Here is a 14,573-nt window from a genome sequence, read left to right on the forward strand (position 1 = left end):
ACCCATGGCAAGTGAAATTCTGATTGTCGATGATGAGGCCGATATTCGGGATCTCGTTGCGGGCATTCTCGAAGACGAGGGGTTCGTCACCCGGACGGCGCGCGACAGCGATTCGGCACTGGCCGAGATCGCCAATCGCAGGCCCCATCTGGTGTTCCTCGACATCTGGCTGCAGGGCTCGAAGCTCGACGGCTTGCAGCTCCTCGAGCAGGTCAAGAAGGACAATGCCGATTTGCCGGTCGTGATGATCTCCGGTCACGGCAACATCGAGACCGCAGTGGCCGCGATCAAGCGCGGCGCCTACGATTTCATCGAGAAGCCCTTCAAGGCCGACCGGCTGATCCTGGTCGCGACCCGCGCGCTGGAGAACTCGCGCCTGAAGCGCGAAGTGAAGGAGCTGAAACAGCTCGCCCCGAGCGCGAGCCAGCTCGTCGGCCGTTCGCCCAGCATGAACCAGCTGCGCCAGACCATCGAGCGTGCGGCCAAGGCCAACAGCCGCATCCTGATCGTCGGCCCGGCCGGCGCGGGCAAGGAGCTGACCGCACGCACGCTGCACACGGCCTCGGGCCGCGCCGATGGTCCCTTCGTGGTCATCAACGCCGCCGCCATCACGCCTGAGCGGATGGAGCATGAGCTGTTCGGCGTCGAACAGTCGAACGGCGAACAGCCGCGCAAGCCCGGCGCGCTCGAGGAAGCGCATGGCGGCACGCTGTTCATCGACGAGATCGCGGACATGCCGCGCGAGACCCAGAATAAGATCCTGCGCGTGCTGGTCGAGCAATCGTTCCAGCGCGTCGGCGGCACCGCCAAGGTGCAGGTCGACGTGCGCATCATCTCCTCGACCGCGCGCAATCTCGAAGAGGAGATTGCGGCCGGCCATTTCCGCGAGGACCTCTATCACCGGCTCTCGGTGGTGCCGATCCGCGTGCCCGCGCTGTCGGAGCGACGCGAAGACATTCCGGAGCTGATCGACTACTTCATGGAGCAGATTTCCGCCGGAAGCGGCCTGCCCAAGCGGCAGATCGGGCAGGATGCGATGGCGGTACTGCAATCGCACGTATGGCCCGGCAATGTCCGTCAGCTCCGCAACAACGTTGAGAGAGTCATGATTCTGGCCGCCGGCGGGCCGGAGGTGATCATCACCGCCGACATGCTGCCGCAGGACGTCGGCTCGATGGTGCCGGCGATGCCGACCAGCAACAATGGCGAGCACATCATGGGCCTGCCGCTGCGCGAGGCGCGCGAAGTGTTCGAGCGCGACTATCTGATCGCGCAGATCAGCCGGTTTTCGGGCAATATCTCGCGGACAGCCGAGTTCGTCGGCATGGAACGCTCGGCCTTGCACCGGAAATTGAAGGCGCTCGGCGTCGGCTGAGGCCGGGGCCTTGCGGTCACACCTGAGGGATAAGCGAGGAAAATCATCGATTTCCGTAGTTTTTCGGAGCTTTCGGAGGCGGTCTGCCGTGTGAAGCGGCTTGCCTAATAGAGCCACCTGTCCTCTAATCGTACCGCTGGACCTCCGAGGGGGATCTCATGAGGGACAGCAACCGGAAGAGACCCCGATTTTTCAGAAGAGGGTCGCAACCGGCGCAATAAAAAGAAACTCAAAGCGAGACAAAAACAATGGCGGCAGACCGCGCACAAAACCTACAGGACACCTTCCTTAATCACGTTCGCAAAACCAAGACGCCACTGACGATCTTTCTGGTCAACGGAGTGAAGCTCCAGGGCATCGTGACCTGGTTCGACAATTTCTGTTTGCTGCTTCGGCGCGACGGTCATTCGCAGCTCGTCTACAAGCACGCGATCTCGACCATCATGCCGGGCGCTCCGATCCAGTTGTTCGAAGGCGGCGAGGACCAGCCGGCTTGAGAGTGATCTGATTGGACCCCCGGAATTTCGACGGGGAGGCTGACCGTCCGCGGTCGGCAGGGGCTAGGCAAACGGGGCGGGTGCTCGTCATCGGCCCCTATTTGCGGGTGCGCGCTGGAGGTGCCGACGCGCAATCGGAAGGTCATGTCCTGCGAGACGCCGAGGCCCGGCTCGATGAAGCCGCGGGCCTCGCGCGCGCGATCGATCTCGTCGTTGCGGACACGATCATCGCGCCGATCAGCCAGATCAGGCCTGCGACCTATATCGGCAAAGGCAAGGTCGAGGAGATTTCGGGACTGATCAAGGGCCTGGAGGTCGAACTCGTGGTGATGGATTGCGCGCTGTCGCCGATCCAGCAACGCAATCTCGAGAAGGAATGGCACGCCAAGGTGCTCGACCGCACCGGGCTGATCCTGGAGATCTTCGGCCGCCGCGCCAAGACCAAGGAAGGCTCGCTCCAGGTCGAGCTCGCTCACCTCAACTACCAGCGCTCGCGCCTCGTGCGTTCGTGGACCCATCTCGAACGCCAGCGCGGCGGCTTCGGATTCATGGGCGGCCCGGGCGAGACGCAGATCGAGGCTGACCGCCGCCTGATCCAGGAACGCATCTCCAAGCTCGAAGGCGAACTGAAGAAGGTGCAGGCGACACGCCGGCTGCATCGGGCCGGCCGCCAGCGCGTGCCGTATCGCGTGGTGGCGCTGGTCGGCTACACCAATGCCGGCAAGTCGACGCTGTTCAACCGCCTGACGCGTGCAGACGTGCAAGCTGCCGACATGCTGTTCGCGACGCTCGATCCGACCCTGCGCGCGCTCAGCCTGCCGCATGGCGGCAAGGCGATGCTGTCCGACACGGTCGGCTTCATCTCGAACCTGCCGACCCAGCTCGTCGCGGCCTTCCGCGCCACGCTGGAGGAAGTGCTCGAGGCCGACGTCATCCTGCATGTCCGCGACATCTCGCACGAGGACGCCGAGGCGCAGCAGAGCGACGTCGATGCGGTCCTGCGCCAGCTCGGCATCAACCCGGACGATTCCGGCCGCATCATCGAGGTCTGGAACAAGATCGATCGCTTCGACGCGGAGCAACGCGAGGAGCTGCTGAACATCGCCGCGCGCCGGCCGGAGGATCATCCGGCGATGCTCGTTTCCGCGGTGTCAGGCGAGGGCATCGACGCGCTGCTCGCTGCGATCGAGGAGCGGCTCGCGGCCAGCCGCACCACGCTCGATCTCTCGATCGACGCCGCCGACGGCGCCGGTATCTCGTGGCTTCATCGCAATGCCGAGGTGCTGGCGAAGGAGCTGCACGACGGCCGCTTCGATATGACCGTGCGGGTCGACGAGACCAAGCGGGACATCGTGGTATCGCGCTTCGACGCCGTACCGCATCTGTCGGCGACGTAATCGTCCCGGCGAAAGCCGGGATCCATACTGCGCGTGATCTGCCGAAGGCAGCGCAGTCTCCGACCTGCTTGCGGCCAAGGGCTCTCGCCGAACCATTGCCTGGGGTAATGGGTCCTGGCTTTCGCCAGGACGATAGCGCGCGGGGATTGCTCCTCGCACCTCGCATTCCATCGCCGCGATGAGCCGAATTATCTGGATAGATCGAGACGCAGAAACTGGTTGTGCGGGCTCGCCTGATAGTCCTCGAACGGCTCGCAGGATACGAAGCCGGCGCTGCGGTAGAGCGAGATGGCGGGCGCGTGCAGCGGTGCCGTGCCGGTCTCCAGGCTGAGGCGCGTATAGCCTCGCTTGCGGGCTTCGGCGATGATGTGGTGCAGGATCGCACGACCGACGCCGGTCCCACGCGCAGCCGGTGCGGCGCGCATCGACTTCACCTCGCCATGCGTCTCATCCAGCTGCTTGAGAGCACCGAAGCCGGCCAGCACGTCGCCCTGCCAGACCGTCCAGAACGTCACGCTTGCGGCCGAAAGACCGCTCGCATCCAGCGCCTGCGCGTGCTCGCCCATGACGCTGCGCAGCTCTTCCAGATGATGCGCCAGCAGGTCGGCGACGTATCGTGCCGTCGGGTCGTCCTGCCTGATCTCCACCTTGCGCGCCTCCATCATGACGCCGTCTTGGCTTCGTTCCAGAGCGCATCCATTTCTTGCAGCGACGCCTGCTCGAGCGTGCGGCCCCGAGCTTCCAGGCTGCGCTCGATATAGGCAAAGCGCCGCTCGAATTTCGCATTCGTCGCGCGCAACGCGGCTTCCGGATCAGCGTCGACATGGCGGGCGAGGTTGACGAGTGCGAACATCAGATCGCCGGTCTCCTCGGCGATTTCCTGCTTGTCGTTGCGGTCGAGCGCGGCCTCGATCTCGTCGGTTTCCTCACGGATCTTCTGCAGCACGGCGCGCGGATCGTTCCAGTCGAACCCGACGGTGGACGCCTTGCGCTGAAGCTCCATGGCCCGCGTCAGCGCCGGCTGGCCGACCTTCACGCCCGCGAGCAGCGATTTGTGCGACGGCGTTTCTTCCGGCGGCCGGCGAGCGGCGCGTTCGGCCTTCTCCTCGGCCTTGATGCGATCCCAAAGCTCCTTGACGTGCGAGGGCGCGAGGTTGCCGTTGCTGTCGGCGAAGACGTGGGGATGACGCCGGATCATCTTGCGGGTGATGGCCTCGACGACGTCGCCGAAAGCGAAAGCGTTCTGCTCCTCCGCCATCCGGGCGTGGAACACCACCTGCAGCAGGAGATCGCCGAGCTCCTCGCAGAGGTCGCCGAGATCATCGCGCGTGATCGCGTCGACCACCTCATAGGCTTCCTCGATCGTATAGGGCGCGATGGTCGCGAAATTCTGCTCGAGGTCCCAGGGGCAGCCGGTCACGGGCGTACGCAGCGCCGCCATGATCTCGATCAGGCGGGAAATGTCGCGGGAAGGGGTCATTGCGGGGGCGTCTCCTGGCTCCCCAGCCTTATGCCAAAAGCGGCCCGCCGTTCCCAGCGGGGCGCGGCGGAATGGACCGATTTCCACCGATTGGCGCGCCGGTCCGGCGGTGCTAAAGCGCGGACCATGAGCGACGCATTTTCATCACAAACCGCGCTGGTGCTGTTCTCCGGCGGCCAGGATTCCACCACCTGCCTGGCCTGGGCGTTGAGCCGCTTCGCACGCGTGGAGACGCTGGGGTTCGATTACGGCCAGCGTCATGCCATCGAGCTTGCCTGCCGCGACCGCCTGTTCGACGGCATCAAGGACCTCAAGGCCGACTGGGCCTCCAGGCTCGGCGAGAGCCACACGCTGTCGATCCCGACCCTGGCGGCCGTGTCCGAGACGGCACTGACCCGCGACGTCGCGATCGCGATGGGCGCCGACGGCCTACCGAACACGTTCGTGCCCGGCCGCAACCTGGTGTTCCTCACCTTTGCCGCGGCGCTAGCCTACCGGCGCGGCATCGTCCACATCGTCGGCGGCATGTGCGAGACCGACTATTCCGGCTATCCCGATTGCCGCGACGACACCATCCGCGCCATGCAGGCCGCGCTGTCGCTGGGCATGGCCCGGACCTTCGAACTGCATACCCCGCTGATGTGGATCGACAAGGCCGCGACGTGGAAGCTCGCGCATGATCTCGGCGGCGACGGGCTCGTCGACCTCATCCGCGACCAATCGCACACCTGCTATCTCGGCGAACGCGGCGCGCGGCACGATTGGGGCTATGGCTGCGGGGAGTGCCCGGCATGCAGCCTGCGGGCGAAGGGCTGGCGCGAGTACGCGGCCCGCAGCTAATTCCCTAAGCCTTCAGCGTCACTGCGAGCGCAGCGAAGCAGACCGCCGCCGCAGAAAGACTCCGGATCGCTTCGCTGCGCGCGCGATGACGAATGAGACCGCCGCGGAAGATCCAAGGCCGGCGAAACCTCCGAGCCCTCAGGACGAGGTCTCGTCCTCGCTCCGGCCGTAGAACTGCGTGCCGAGGGTGATGGAGGGACGTCCCTGGCTGCGGCGATGCTGGTTGGTGTCGCGAAGCGAATAGACGCAGCCGCAATATTCCTGCTGGTAGAACTCCTCGCGCTTGCTGATCTCGATCATGCGCGCGGCGCCGCCGCCCTTGCGCCAGTTGAAATCCCAATAGCTGAGCTCGTCGTAGCGGCCGGCCGCGCGATGCCCGCAATCGTTGATCTGGGCCATGTTCTTCCAGCGCGAGATGCCGAGCGAGGAGGTTATCACCGGAAAGCCGTGCTCGTGCGCATGCAGCGCCGTGCGCTCGAAACGCATGTCGAAGCACATGGTGCAGCGAACGCCGCGCTCGGGCTCCCATTCCATGCCCTTGGCCCGCGCGAACCAGTTCTCGGTGTCGTAGTCGGCATCGACGAAGGGCACGCCGTGCTTTTCGGCGAAGCGCACGTTCTCGTCCTTGCGCAGCAGATATTCCTTCTGCGGATGGATGTTCGGATTGTAGAAGAAGATGGTGTAGTCGATGCCCGAGGCCAGCATCGCCTCCATCACCTCGCCTGAGCACGGCGCGCAGCAGGAATGCAGCAGCACACGCTTGTGGCCGCCGGGCGGGGTGAGTTTTTGTCGTTCGTTCATGTCAATCATAGCAACAGCCGTGTGCGGACGAGACGCCGCTCAGGGCGTCACAGCTGGACGCGCTCAAGCGGAACCGAGCGCCAAGTCCATCGGAGGGCTGCATATCATGGGCAGCCGGCGCGCGCTAACCAAAATCCTCGGGCCGAAGCTCGATCGGCTTGCCGTGGGGCGTGCGGTCGGCGGCGTGATCCCAGGCATCACGGTAGCGGTGCAGGGTCTCGCTCGATGCGACGCCCTTGTGGGCGACGAGCTTTTCCAGCGTCGCGAGCCAGTGCAGGTAGTAGGTCTCGCCAGTGTCGGGATCGCCTGCGGCTTGCGCGCGCTTGATCTCGTCAGCCAGGGCAGCAGCCCATTCGGTCCAGGTGAACAGGCCGCGGTCGTGCAGCGTCAATGCCATCGCGAAGGCATGCGCCTCCCAGGGCGCGCGGAACACCGGGCCGTCGTCGTCACGCGGGATACTCGGAATGGCTGCCGTTGCGTCCGCAGCATTGCGGCTCATCACACCGAGTCCAGATAGGGTTCGAATGCGTCGATCGAAACCTTCACGGTCGGATCGCCGTCCGCGCCCCAGAGATCGCGGCCTTCGAACACCACCGTGTAGAGCCATTGCGGATTCTCGCCGAGCTCCATGGCCGCTGAATCCGGGAACACGTGGCAGCCGTGGTTCAATTCCACGATGCCGACATGGCCGCGCACATAGCGCGGCAGTCTCGTATGCGTGGCCGGATGAATGTTCTTCGCGCGCACGCGGTCGCCGATGCTGAACCTCGCAGCCGCCGGGGCAGGGCGCGCGAACTTGCCGCGCACCATGACGCGATCGACGTCGTCGAGATCGAACTTGCCGTGCTTGAGCGCCTTTGCCGGCTGCATCGCATGGCCGGCGACGACCTCCTCCCTGGTGAGGTAACCCTTCTCGATCAGCATCTCCTCGAGCCCGAGAAACCATTTCTTGTAGTAGGAGCTCGACAGGTAGACGTGCGGCGGCAGCGTCTCGCGGTAGAAGCGCGAGGTGTCGATGTTGTAGGCGCCCGCGGCGCCCATGGCGCGCACCATCGCCATGACGCGCGCTTCCCAGTTCGCGTGGAACATCGGCTCATTGGGCTCGGGCTCGACCTTGCCGAAGCCATCCATGCCGCCCATGTCGTGCACGCCGTTCATGACGGCGCTCCGGGCTTTCGGGGAAAGCCGGTCCCGATCATGGAATCGCGCGTGACGAGTTCGGCGAGTTGCTCTTCGCTCCAGCCTTCCGTGCCTTCCGGGCGCATCGGCAGCACCAGGAAGCGTGTCTCGGCTGTCGAATCCCACACCCGGATTTCAATGTCCTTGGGCACCGTGACGCCGAAATCGGCCAGCACGCCGCGCGGATCCTTCACCGCGCGAGAGCGATAGGGCGAAGCCTTGTACCAGACCGGCGGCAGACCGAGCATTTCCCAGGGGTAGCAGGAGCACAGCGTGCACACGACCATGTTGTGCCGCTGCGGCGTGTTCTCGACCACGACGAGATGGTCGCCGACGCGGCTGACATGGCCGAGCGTCCCGACCGCCTGCGATCCGTCCGCCAGCAACGCCGCCTTGAAGTCCGGATCGGTCCAGGCCTTGGCGACGACGCGCGCGCCGTTGTGCGGGCCGATCTTGGTCTCATAGGCCTGGATGATCGCGTCGAGCGCGGCCGGCTCGACATAGCCCTTTTCCGTCAGGATCGTCTCGAGCGCACGCACGCGCAGCTCGGTCTCCGACAACTCGGAATGATCGTGGTGGTGGTCGTGATCATGGCTCATGTCGCCGAGGATAGGCGCAATGGTCCTTGCCTGTCGAGCACTCGTTGCCGCGCAACCCGTCCCATATTCGTGACGCCATTTGTGCGCTAGCATCCGGAAAAATCAGCCTTGGAGACGCCCATGACCGAGTTTGTACGCATCGAGAAAGGCCTTGGGCCCGAGGGACGCATCGCCGTGGTTCGGTTCGACCGCGGCGACGGCATCAATGCCTTGTCGCCGGAGGCGTTGCGGCAGCTCACAGCGGCGGCGCGGAGCTTCGAGGACGATGCGGCGACCTCCGTCGTGGTGCTCACCGGCAGCGCCAACGCGTTCAGCGCGGGGTTCGATCTGAAGGACGCCGAAGGGCGCGCACGCAAGGACATGGATCTCGGCTCGCTCAGGCGGCACCTGAAGCTCGGGCCTCGCCTGACCCATGCGTGGCAGGAGATGGAGCAGATCACGATCGGCGCGATCGAGGGCTTTTGCGTCGGCGGCGGCGTCGCGTTGGCCGTGGCGCTCGATTTTCGCATCATGGGGCGCGATGCGCATCTGCGCGTGCCCGAGATCGGGCTCGGCATGAACATGAGCTGGCAGAGCGTCCCGCGCATGCTGCATCTGATCGGGCCGGCCCGCACCAAACAGGCGGTGATCCTCGCCGATCAGCGCATCTCGGCGGACGAGGCTCATGACTGGGGTCTCGTGGAGCAAGTCACCGATCCCGGCCGGGCGTTCGATGCGGCCTTGGAGCTGGCCCGCAAGGTCGCCGCGCAGCCGCCGCTCTCGGTCGCCATGACCAAGCTCACCGTCAACCGGCTGGCGCATGCGCTGGACGATCTGGCGAGCCATATGGACGTCGATCAGTTCGCGCTCGCAAGTCTCAGCGAGGATCACAGGGAAGGTGTCGAGGCGTTTCTCGGCCGCCGCAAGCCACGGTTCAAGGGACGGTAGAACCGGACCCGGACCATTGATCGGACCGTGGGCAGTTCGTATAGGCCAGACAACAGAAGCGGCCCGGCCAACGGGCCCGCGATTGCGACCAACATCAAGGGGGAGGGCTCATGACCGCTGGCTCACAGGCGCCTGAGGCGAAGGGATTTCGCTGGAGGCTGATCGCCCCGCTGGTGGTCTGGCTGGCGGTCTATCTGTGGCCGGTCCCCGCGGGTCTCAATGCCAATCAATGGCACTATTTCGCGGTTTTCGCGGCCGTCATCACCGGGCTCATTCTGGAATCGATGCCGGTCGGCGCCGTCGGGCTGATCGGGCTCACGGTCGCGGGCGTCGGCGGCTACATCGACCCCGATCCCAACAAGTCGCTGCGCTGGATGCTGGCCGGTTTCGCCGAGAGCACGGTGTGGCTGATCGTCGGCGCCTTCGTGTTCTCGATCGGTTATCGCAAGAGCGCGCTGGGCCGGCGCATCGCGCTGGTGCTGGTGCAAAAGCTCGGGCGGAATACGCTTGGACTGGGTTATGCAGTCGCGATGTCCGACTTCCTGCTCGCGCCGGCGACGCCGTCCAACACGGCGCGGAGCGGCGGCATCGTCTATCCCATCATCAGCAACATTCCGCGCATCTACGGCTCCGAGCCGGGACCGACCGCGGGCAAGATCGGCACCTATGTGATGTGGACCGCGTTCGCGGCGACCGCCGTGACCAGCTCGCTGTTCTTCACCGCGCTCGCGCCCAATGCGGCGGCGCTCGCGATCGCCAAGAAAACGGTCGGTGTCGAGGTCAGCTGGGGCCAGTGGTTCGTCGGCTTCGCGCCGCTCGGCATCCTCCTGATGCTGCTGGTGCCCTTGCTGAGCTACGTCGTGTGCCGGCCGGAGGTGAAGCAGAGTCCGGAAATCTCCGCATGGGCGTCCAAGGAACTCGCGACGATGGGGCCGATGTCGCGCAACGAGTGGATCATGTCCGGCCTGATCGTGCTGGCGATGTTCCTGTGGATCGCGGGCTCGAGCCCCGATATCCGCGTGCCGCTGCTCGGATCGAACTTCGTCAATGCCACCACCGTCGTGTTCATCGTGATCTCGCTGATGCTGGTGACGGGCGTCATCGAATTCTCGGACATCGTCAGCGAGAAGAGCGCCTGGGAGGTGTTCTTCTATTTCACCTCGCTGCTGACGCTGGCATCCGGTCTCAACGAGATCGGCTTCATCAAATGGTTCGCGAACGAATACGCCAAGCCGCTCGCCGGACTGTCGCCCTCGGCCGCGATGATCCTGCTGGTCGCGCTGTTCTTCTGGATCCACTATTTCTTCTCGAGCATCACCTCGCACGCGGCCGCCGTGCTGCCCGTCGTGCTCGCGGTCGGGTCCGGCATCGCCGGTCTGCCGGTCGCGACGCTCGCCATGCTCTGCATGTATTCGCTCGGCCTGATGGGCGTGATCTCGCCTTACGCCACCGGACCCGCGCCGATGTATTTCGGCAGCGGCTATATCGGGAAGGCCCAGTTCTGGGGCTTCGGCCTGATCTTCGGGCTGATCTACTTCGCGGGGCTGCTCCTAATCGTACTGCCCTGGCTGCAGGTAACCCAGTAGGCAACGCAGGAGCCGTCTCCGCCGGTGCAGATGATTTTTCTTCCAGCGACCGGAATCGGGAAAACTTCATCCAACCCCTCCCAAATATCTGAAATTGCAACAAAGACCGGATCGGGCGATGGTGTGTGCTGCAGTGCAGCGCGCCGCATCGGTGCTCCGTGCTGGCCGATTTCCCGTCGCAGAGGCGACTTGGCCCTCGCGCGCCTCAAGGCGTGCGGGCAGGCGGCCTGTCGTACATGAAAGCCTTTTCCATGAACGCGCACCAATCGCTTGCGATCGGACAGCCGGTCGAAACCCCACAAGCGATTTCGCCGGACGCGATGGTCCGGTTCGAAGGCATCTCGAAGGTCTATCCGGCCTTCCGCGGCAAGCCCGGCGTCCACGCGCTGCAGTCGATCGACTTCGCGATTCCGCGCGGCTCGATCACCGGCGTGATCGGGCGCTCCGGCGCCGGCAAGTCGAGCCTGGTCCGGCTGATCAACGGGCTGGAGAAGCCGACCACGGGGCGCGTCGTCGTCGATGGCCGCGACATCTCCGCCCTGGCCGGTCACGAGCTGCGGCTGGCGCAGCGTTCGATCGGCATGATCTTCCAGCACTTCAACCTGCTGTCGTCGCGCACGGCAGCCGACAATATCGCGCTGCCGCTCGAGATCGCCGGCTGGAGCAAAGCCGACATCAGGGCGCGCGTGAACGAACTGCTGGCCCTCGTGGGCATCGCCGACAAGCACGATCGCTATCCGTCGGAGCTCTCCGGCGGCCAGAAGCAGCGCGTCGGCATCGCGCGTGCGTTGGCAACCCGGCCGAGCGTATTGTTGTCGGACGAGGCGACCTCGGCGCTCGACCCGCAGACCACCCGTGCGATCCTCGACCTGCTTGCGAACATCAACCGTGAGCTCGGCGTAACCATCGTGCTGATCACGCATGAAATGTCCGTCGTCCGCCAGCTTGCGAAGGAGGTCGTGGTGCTCGACGGCGGCCATGTCGTCGAGAGCGGCCATGTCGCCGATATCTTCACCCATCCGAAGCACCCCATCACGCAGTCGTTCTTGTCCGAAGTGATCGGCGACAACCTGCCGGTGTCGCTGGCGAGCCGGATCGTGGCCGAGCCGGTTGCGGGCGGCCAGGCGGTGATCCGCGTCCAGGTCCGCGGCGCAGGCGCCGGCGACACGGTGGTCGCGCGGCTGGCGCGCGAACTGAGCCTCGACGTGTCGCTTCTGTCGGCGCGCATCGACGAGATCGGCGGCCAGCATGTGGGATCGCTGACACTCGGCATCCCCCTTGGTACGTCCATCGGCAGTCCCGGCGGGGAGGGCGCGACCACGCGCGTCCTGGCCTGGCTGTCGCAATATCAATTCTCGGCGGAGCGTCTCGGCTATGTCGCCTGAACTCATCAACCTGATCGTCCAGGCCACGGGCGAGAGCCTCTACATGGTCGGCATCGCGGCGCTGCTCGGCACCGCCTTCGGCCTGCCGCTCGGCGTGTTTCTCGCCACCAGCCGGAAAGGCGAGCTGTTCGCCGCGCCTGCCGTGAACGGATTGCTCGGCATCGTCGTCAATGCGACGCGCTCGACGCCCTTCATCATCCTCGTCGTCGCCATCATCCCGTTCACGCGGCTCGTCGCCGGCACGTCGATCGGCTCGTCCGCGGCCATCGTGCCGCTGACGATTGCATCGACGCCGTTCATCGCGCGTCTGGTCGAAGCCGCGATCCGCGAGGTCGATGGCGGCCTGATCGAGACGGCATCCTCATTCGGGGCTTCGCCAATCCAGATCGTGTTCAAGGTCCTGATCCCCGAGGCGCTCCCCGGCCTACTGCTGGCGCTGACGCTCGCGGTGGTCAGCCTGCTCGGCTATTCCGCCATGGTCGGTGCCGTCGGCGGCGGCGGGCTCGGCGATCTCGGCATCCGCTACGGCTATCAGCGCTTCATGCCGGAGATGATGCTGGCCGTCGTCGTCGTGCTGATCGCTCTGGTGCAGCTCGTTCAGAGCGCGGGCGACTATCTCGCGCGCCGGGTCAACCGCCGGCTGCGCAATCGCTGACACTCATTTTCTGACATTGGAGAGACTTATGCGTTTACTGGCAACCCTCGCGGCTGCGGCCTTCCTGCTCGCGAATACGGCTGAGGCCGAAACCATCCGCGTCGGCGTGACCGCCGGCCCCCATGCCGAGATCATGGACGTCGTGAAGAAGGTGGGTGCCGAACGCGGCCTCGACATCAAGGTCGTCGAGTTCACCGACTACGTGATCCCGAACCAGGCGCTGGCGCTGAAGGACCTCGAGGCGAACTCGTTCCAGCACGAGCCGTACCTGAAGAACCAGATCTCCAAGACCGGCTGGAAGCTCGTCAAGGTCGCGACCACGATCGGCTCGCCCCAGGGCGTCTATTCCCAGAAATACAAGAAGCTCGCCGACCTGCCGGAAGGCGCCCGCGTGGCGATCGCCAACGATCCCTCCAACGGTGCCCGCGGCCTGATGATCCTGGCGCTGCATGGCGTGATCAAGCTGAAGGATCCGAACAACGTCAGCTCGACGATTGCCGACATCACCGACAACCCGAAGAAGCTTCGGTTCGTCGAGCTCGATGCCGCCCAGCTTCCACGCGCGCTCCAGGACGTGGACGTCGTCTCGATCAACAACAATTACGCGGTGCAGGCCGGCCTCAATCCGGCGGTCGACGCGATCGCCCGCGAGAACGCCGACGGTCCATGGGTGAACATCCTTGCCGTGCGCGAGGAAGACAAGGACAAGCCCTGGGTCAAGCAGTTGATCGAGGCCTACCACTCCGATGCCGTGAAGGCGTTCCTGGAGACGCGCTTCAAGGGCACGTATCTGCCGACCTGGTAGCGCTCAGGCCGCTGCCCTGGCGCGTCGCAGCGTCTCCGACGGCAGCTCCGAGAAGTGGCGTTTGTAGTCGAGCGAGAACTGGCTGAAGTGCCAGAAGCCCTGCTGCACGGCGACGTCGTAGACTGAGGTCGCGGCGTCGCCCGAACGCTTGAGCTCGCGACGCACGCGGTTCAGGCGCATCGCGCGCCAGTAGTGCATCGGGCTCGTGCCCAGCACCTCCTGAAAACAGTAGCCCAGCTTGCGCGGGCTGGCGCCGACGGCCTTGCAGACCTCCAGCAGCGAGAGCGAGCGATCGCCGCTGCCGTGCATCAGTTCGCGGGCGCGGTCGACGGTGCGCCGGCGCGCGGCGGAACTGCGGCCGGGATCGCAGGGCCGCGCCGTCGGCAGCATGTCCATGATCTCGACGAGGAGGGCGTCTTCGAGCGCCTGCCGGGCGGCCGGATCGTCGAGCCGTCCGCGTCGGGTCGCAATGGTGTCGAGGATCACGGCAAGGTGCTGCCGCAGCCGCGCGACCGGCGCCTCCGCCATCTCGATCACCCGCAACTGATGCCAGACGCTGCGCGGCAATCCGATGTCGAGTCGTGCCGCCAGCTCTTCGATCAGCGCCGCACTGGTGACGATGCCGCGAAACTCGAACGCCTTCGGCGTGCACATGTCGACCTCGGCGTCGATGCAGGCGATCACCTTGGCCCCGGTGGCATCGGCACCATTGCAATTCACCTCGCCGTCGCCGTCCCAGGGCAGGCCGATGCCGAAGCTGTCGGCGCCGAGCTGACCATATTGGCGGACCTGCTGGCTGGTGACCTCGCGGAACACCTCGAGACGGGGCAGCGAGAGCTGCGTGAAACTGCCCCGGAAAGCGCCCGGGCTGATCTGGTCGTAGCTGAGCCGCCAATGGCCGAGGCTCGCGCAATGCTCGTCGACATCCGTGCTGCTGGCCTGGAACAGGTCCGCAGGCGAGTCCTGAATCGGAAGAGTTGCGCTTAAGGCCATGACAGCACGTCAGAATCTATAAGCCGAACTGCTAGCAAGAACCGCGCCAGACTG

The 14,573-nt window shown here is 65.3% G+C and carries 16 protein-coding genes; 9 read left to right on the plus strand and 7 right to left on the minus strand.

The features are described from left to right. The first annotated feature begins 4 nt into the window (after window positions 1-4). The 3 genes from QM712_RS08060 to hflX all read left to right on the plus strand — a co-directional run bounded on the left by QM712_RS08060 (window position 5) and on the right by hflX (window position 3,269). Window positions 5-1,375 (plus strand): sigma-54-dependent transcriptional regulator, encoded by a 1,371-nt coding sequence (locus QM712_RS08060; RefSeq protein ID WP_092301233.1) that lies wholly within the window; start codon window positions 5-7, stop codon window positions 1,373-1,375. A 248-nt stretch (window positions 1,376-1,623) separates the two neighbouring features. Next, entirely contained in the window at window positions 1,624-1,872 is a 249-nt protein-coding gene (gene hfq / locus QM712_RS08065; protein ID WP_007591126.1) for an RNA chaperone Hfq, read from the plus strand. A gap of 11 nt (window positions 1,873-1,883) precedes the next feature. Then, window positions 1,884-3,269, plus strand: coding sequence for a GTPase HflX (hflX, locus tag QM712_RS08070; RefSeq protein WP_415022537.1), 1,386 nt, complete (start codon window positions 1,884-1,886; stop codon window positions 3,267-3,269). A gap of 188 nt (window positions 3,270-3,457) precedes the next feature. Here hflX and QM712_RS08075 read toward each other — a convergent pair whose 3' ends face one another. Both QM712_RS08075 and mazG read right to left on the minus strand, forming a co-directional pair. Beyond that, window positions 3,458-3,934, minus strand: a complete 477-nt coding sequence (locus QM712_RS08075) for a GNAT family N-acetyltransferase (protein WP_415022538.1) — start codon at window positions 3,932-3,934, stop codon at window positions 3,458-3,460. Further along, complete coding sequence (mazG, locus tag QM712_RS08080) at window positions 3,931-4,749, minus strand: nucleoside triphosphate pyrophosphohydrolase (protein WP_415022539.1); 819 nt, start codon at window positions 4,747-4,749, stop codon at window positions 3,931-3,933. Before mazG ends, QM712_RS08075 begins: the two co-directional genes overlap by 4 nt. A gap of 126 nt (window positions 4,750-4,875) precedes the next feature. Between mazG and queC the strand changes: the two genes are divergently transcribed. Continuing rightward, complete coding sequence (gene queC / locus QM712_RS08085; protein WP_415022540.1) at window positions 4,876-5,589, plus strand: 7-cyano-7-deazaguanine synthase QueC; 714 nt, start codon at window positions 4,876-4,878, stop codon at window positions 5,587-5,589. Window positions 5,590-5,727: 138 nt separating this feature from the next. Here queC and QM712_RS08090 read toward each other — a convergent pair whose 3' ends face one another. From QM712_RS08090 to nthA, 4 genes are all read right to left on the minus strand, one after another. Further along, window positions 5,728-6,390, minus strand: a complete 663-nt coding sequence (locus tag QM712_RS08090) for an epoxyqueuosine reductase QueH (RefSeq protein WP_415022541.1) — start codon at window positions 6,388-6,390, stop codon at window positions 5,728-5,730. A 124-nt stretch (window positions 6,391-6,514) separates the two neighbouring features. Continuing rightward, window positions 6,515-6,889: a nitrile hydratase accessory protein gene (locus tag QM712_RS08095; protein ID WP_415022542.1), complete on the minus strand. Its 375-nt coding sequence runs from the start codon at window positions 6,887-6,889 to the stop codon at window positions 6,515-6,517. Continuing rightward, window positions 6,889-7,548, minus strand: a complete 660-nt coding sequence (nthB, locus tag QM712_RS08100) for a nitrile hydratase subunit beta (protein ID WP_415022543.1) — start codon at window positions 7,546-7,548, stop codon at window positions 6,889-6,891. The genes QM712_RS08095 and nthB overlap by 1 nt, the downstream gene beginning before the upstream one ends. Beyond that, on the minus strand, window positions 7,545-8,168 hold the full coding sequence (gene nthA / locus QM712_RS08105; protein WP_415022544.1) for a nitrile hydratase subunit alpha: 624 nt from the start codon (window positions 8,166-8,168) through the stop codon (window positions 7,545-7,547). Before nthA ends, nthB begins: the two co-directional genes overlap by 4 nt. A gap of 120 nt (window positions 8,169-8,288) precedes the next feature. Here nthA and QM712_RS08110 point away from each other — a divergent pair, with 120 nt between their 5' ends. The 5 genes from QM712_RS08110 (at window position 8,289) to QM712_RS08130 (ending at window position 13,526) form a co-directional block, all read left to right on the plus strand. After that, window positions 8,289-9,095, plus strand: coding sequence for an enoyl-CoA hydratase/isomerase family protein (locus QM712_RS08110; protein ID WP_415022545.1), 807 nt, complete (start codon window positions 8,289-8,291; stop codon window positions 9,093-9,095). A gap of 110 nt (window positions 9,096-9,205) precedes the next feature. After that, complete coding sequence (locus QM712_RS08115) at window positions 9,206-10,681, plus strand: DASS family sodium-coupled anion symporter (protein ID WP_415022546.1); 1,476 nt, start codon at window positions 9,206-9,208, stop codon at window positions 10,679-10,681. Window positions 10,682-10,917: 236 nt separating this feature from the next. Beyond that, the gene (locus QM712_RS08120; RefSeq protein WP_415022547.1) at window positions 10,918-12,066 is read left to right on the plus strand and encodes a methionine ABC transporter ATP-binding protein; all 1,149 of its coding nucleotides are present in this window, start codon (window positions 10,918-10,920) and stop codon (window positions 12,064-12,066) included. Next, complete coding sequence (locus tag QM712_RS08125; RefSeq protein WP_415022548.1) at window positions 12,056-12,721, plus strand: methionine ABC transporter permease; 666 nt, start codon at window positions 12,056-12,058, stop codon at window positions 12,719-12,721. The genes QM712_RS08120 and QM712_RS08125 overlap by 11 nt, the downstream gene beginning before the upstream one ends. Window positions 12,722-12,749: 28 nt before the next feature. Beyond that, complete coding sequence (locus QM712_RS08130) at window positions 12,750-13,526, plus strand: MetQ/NlpA family ABC transporter substrate-binding protein (protein WP_415022549.1); 777 nt, start codon at window positions 12,750-12,752, stop codon at window positions 13,524-13,526. A gap of 3 nt (window positions 13,527-13,529) precedes the next feature. Here the strand turns inward: QM712_RS08130 and QM712_RS08135 are convergent, their stop codons facing one another. Beyond that, window positions 13,530-14,519, minus strand: coding sequence for a helix-turn-helix domain-containing protein (locus tag QM712_RS08135; protein WP_415022550.1), 990 nt, complete (start codon window positions 14,517-14,519; stop codon window positions 13,530-13,532). Window positions 14,520-14,573: the final 54 nt, after the last annotated feature.

Origin of the sequence: Bradyrhizobium sp. (assembly GCF_047605465.1) — a bacterium.
In the GTDB taxonomy this organism is placed as follows: Bacteria; Pseudomonadota; Alphaproteobacteria; order Rhizobiales; family Xanthobacteraceae; genus Bradyrhizobium.

Excerpts from the sequence above, each read along its gene's own strand:
- QM712_RS08125 (WP_415022548.1), top strand. The coding sequence starts at position 12,056 with ATGTCGCCTGAACTCATCAACCTGATCGTCCAGGCCACGGGCGAGAGC.
- mazG (WP_415022539.1), bottom strand. The coding sequence starts at position 4,749 with ATGACCCCTTCCCGCGACATTTCCCGCCTGATCGAGATCATGGCGGCG.
- nthB (WP_415022543.1), bottom strand. The coding sequence starts at position 7,548 with ATGAACGGCGTGCACGACATGGGCGGCATGGATGGCTTCGGCAAGGTC.
- QM712_RS08060 (WP_092301233.1), top strand. The coding sequence starts at position 5 with ATGGCAAGTGAAATTCTGATTGTCGATGATGAGGCCGATATTCGGGAT.
- QM712_RS08120 (WP_415022547.1), top strand. The coding sequence starts at position 10,918 with ATGAAAGCCTTTTCCATGAACGCGCACCAATCGCTTGCGATCGGACAG.
- hfq (WP_007591126.1), top strand. The coding sequence starts at position 1,624 with ATGGCGGCAGACCGCGCACAAAACCTACAGGACACCTTCCTTAATCAC.
- nthA (WP_415022544.1), bottom strand. The coding sequence starts at position 8,168 with ATGAGCCATGATCACGACCACCACCACGATCATTCCGAGTTGTCGGAG.
- QM712_RS08110 (WP_415022545.1), top strand. The coding sequence starts at position 8,289 with ATGACCGAGTTTGTACGCATCGAGAAAGGCCTTGGGCCCGAGGGACGC.
- QM712_RS08075 (WP_415022538.1), bottom strand. The coding sequence starts at position 3,934 with ATGATGGAGGCGCGCAAGGTGGAGATCAGGCAGGACGACCCGACGGCA.
- QM712_RS08090 (WP_415022541.1), bottom strand. The coding sequence starts at position 6,390 with ATGAACGAACGACAAAAACTCACCCCGCCCGGCGGCCACAAGCGTGTG.
- QM712_RS08095 (WP_415022542.1), bottom strand. The coding sequence starts at position 6,889 with ATGAGCCGCAATGCTGCGGACGCAACGGCAGCCATTCCGAGTATCCCG.
- QM712_RS08135 (WP_415022550.1), bottom strand. The coding sequence starts at position 14,519 with ATGGCCTTAAGCGCAACTCTTCCGATTCAGGACTCGCCTGCGGACCTG.
- queC (WP_415022540.1), top strand. The coding sequence starts at position 4,876 with ATGAGCGACGCATTTTCATCACAAACCGCGCTGGTGCTGTTCTCCGGC.
- QM712_RS08115 (WP_415022546.1), top strand. The coding sequence starts at position 9,206 with ATGACCGCTGGCTCACAGGCGCCTGAGGCGAAGGGATTTCGCTGGAGG.
- QM712_RS08130 (WP_415022549.1), top strand. The coding sequence starts at position 12,750 with ATGCGTTTACTGGCAACCCTCGCGGCTGCGGCCTTCCTGCTCGCGAAT.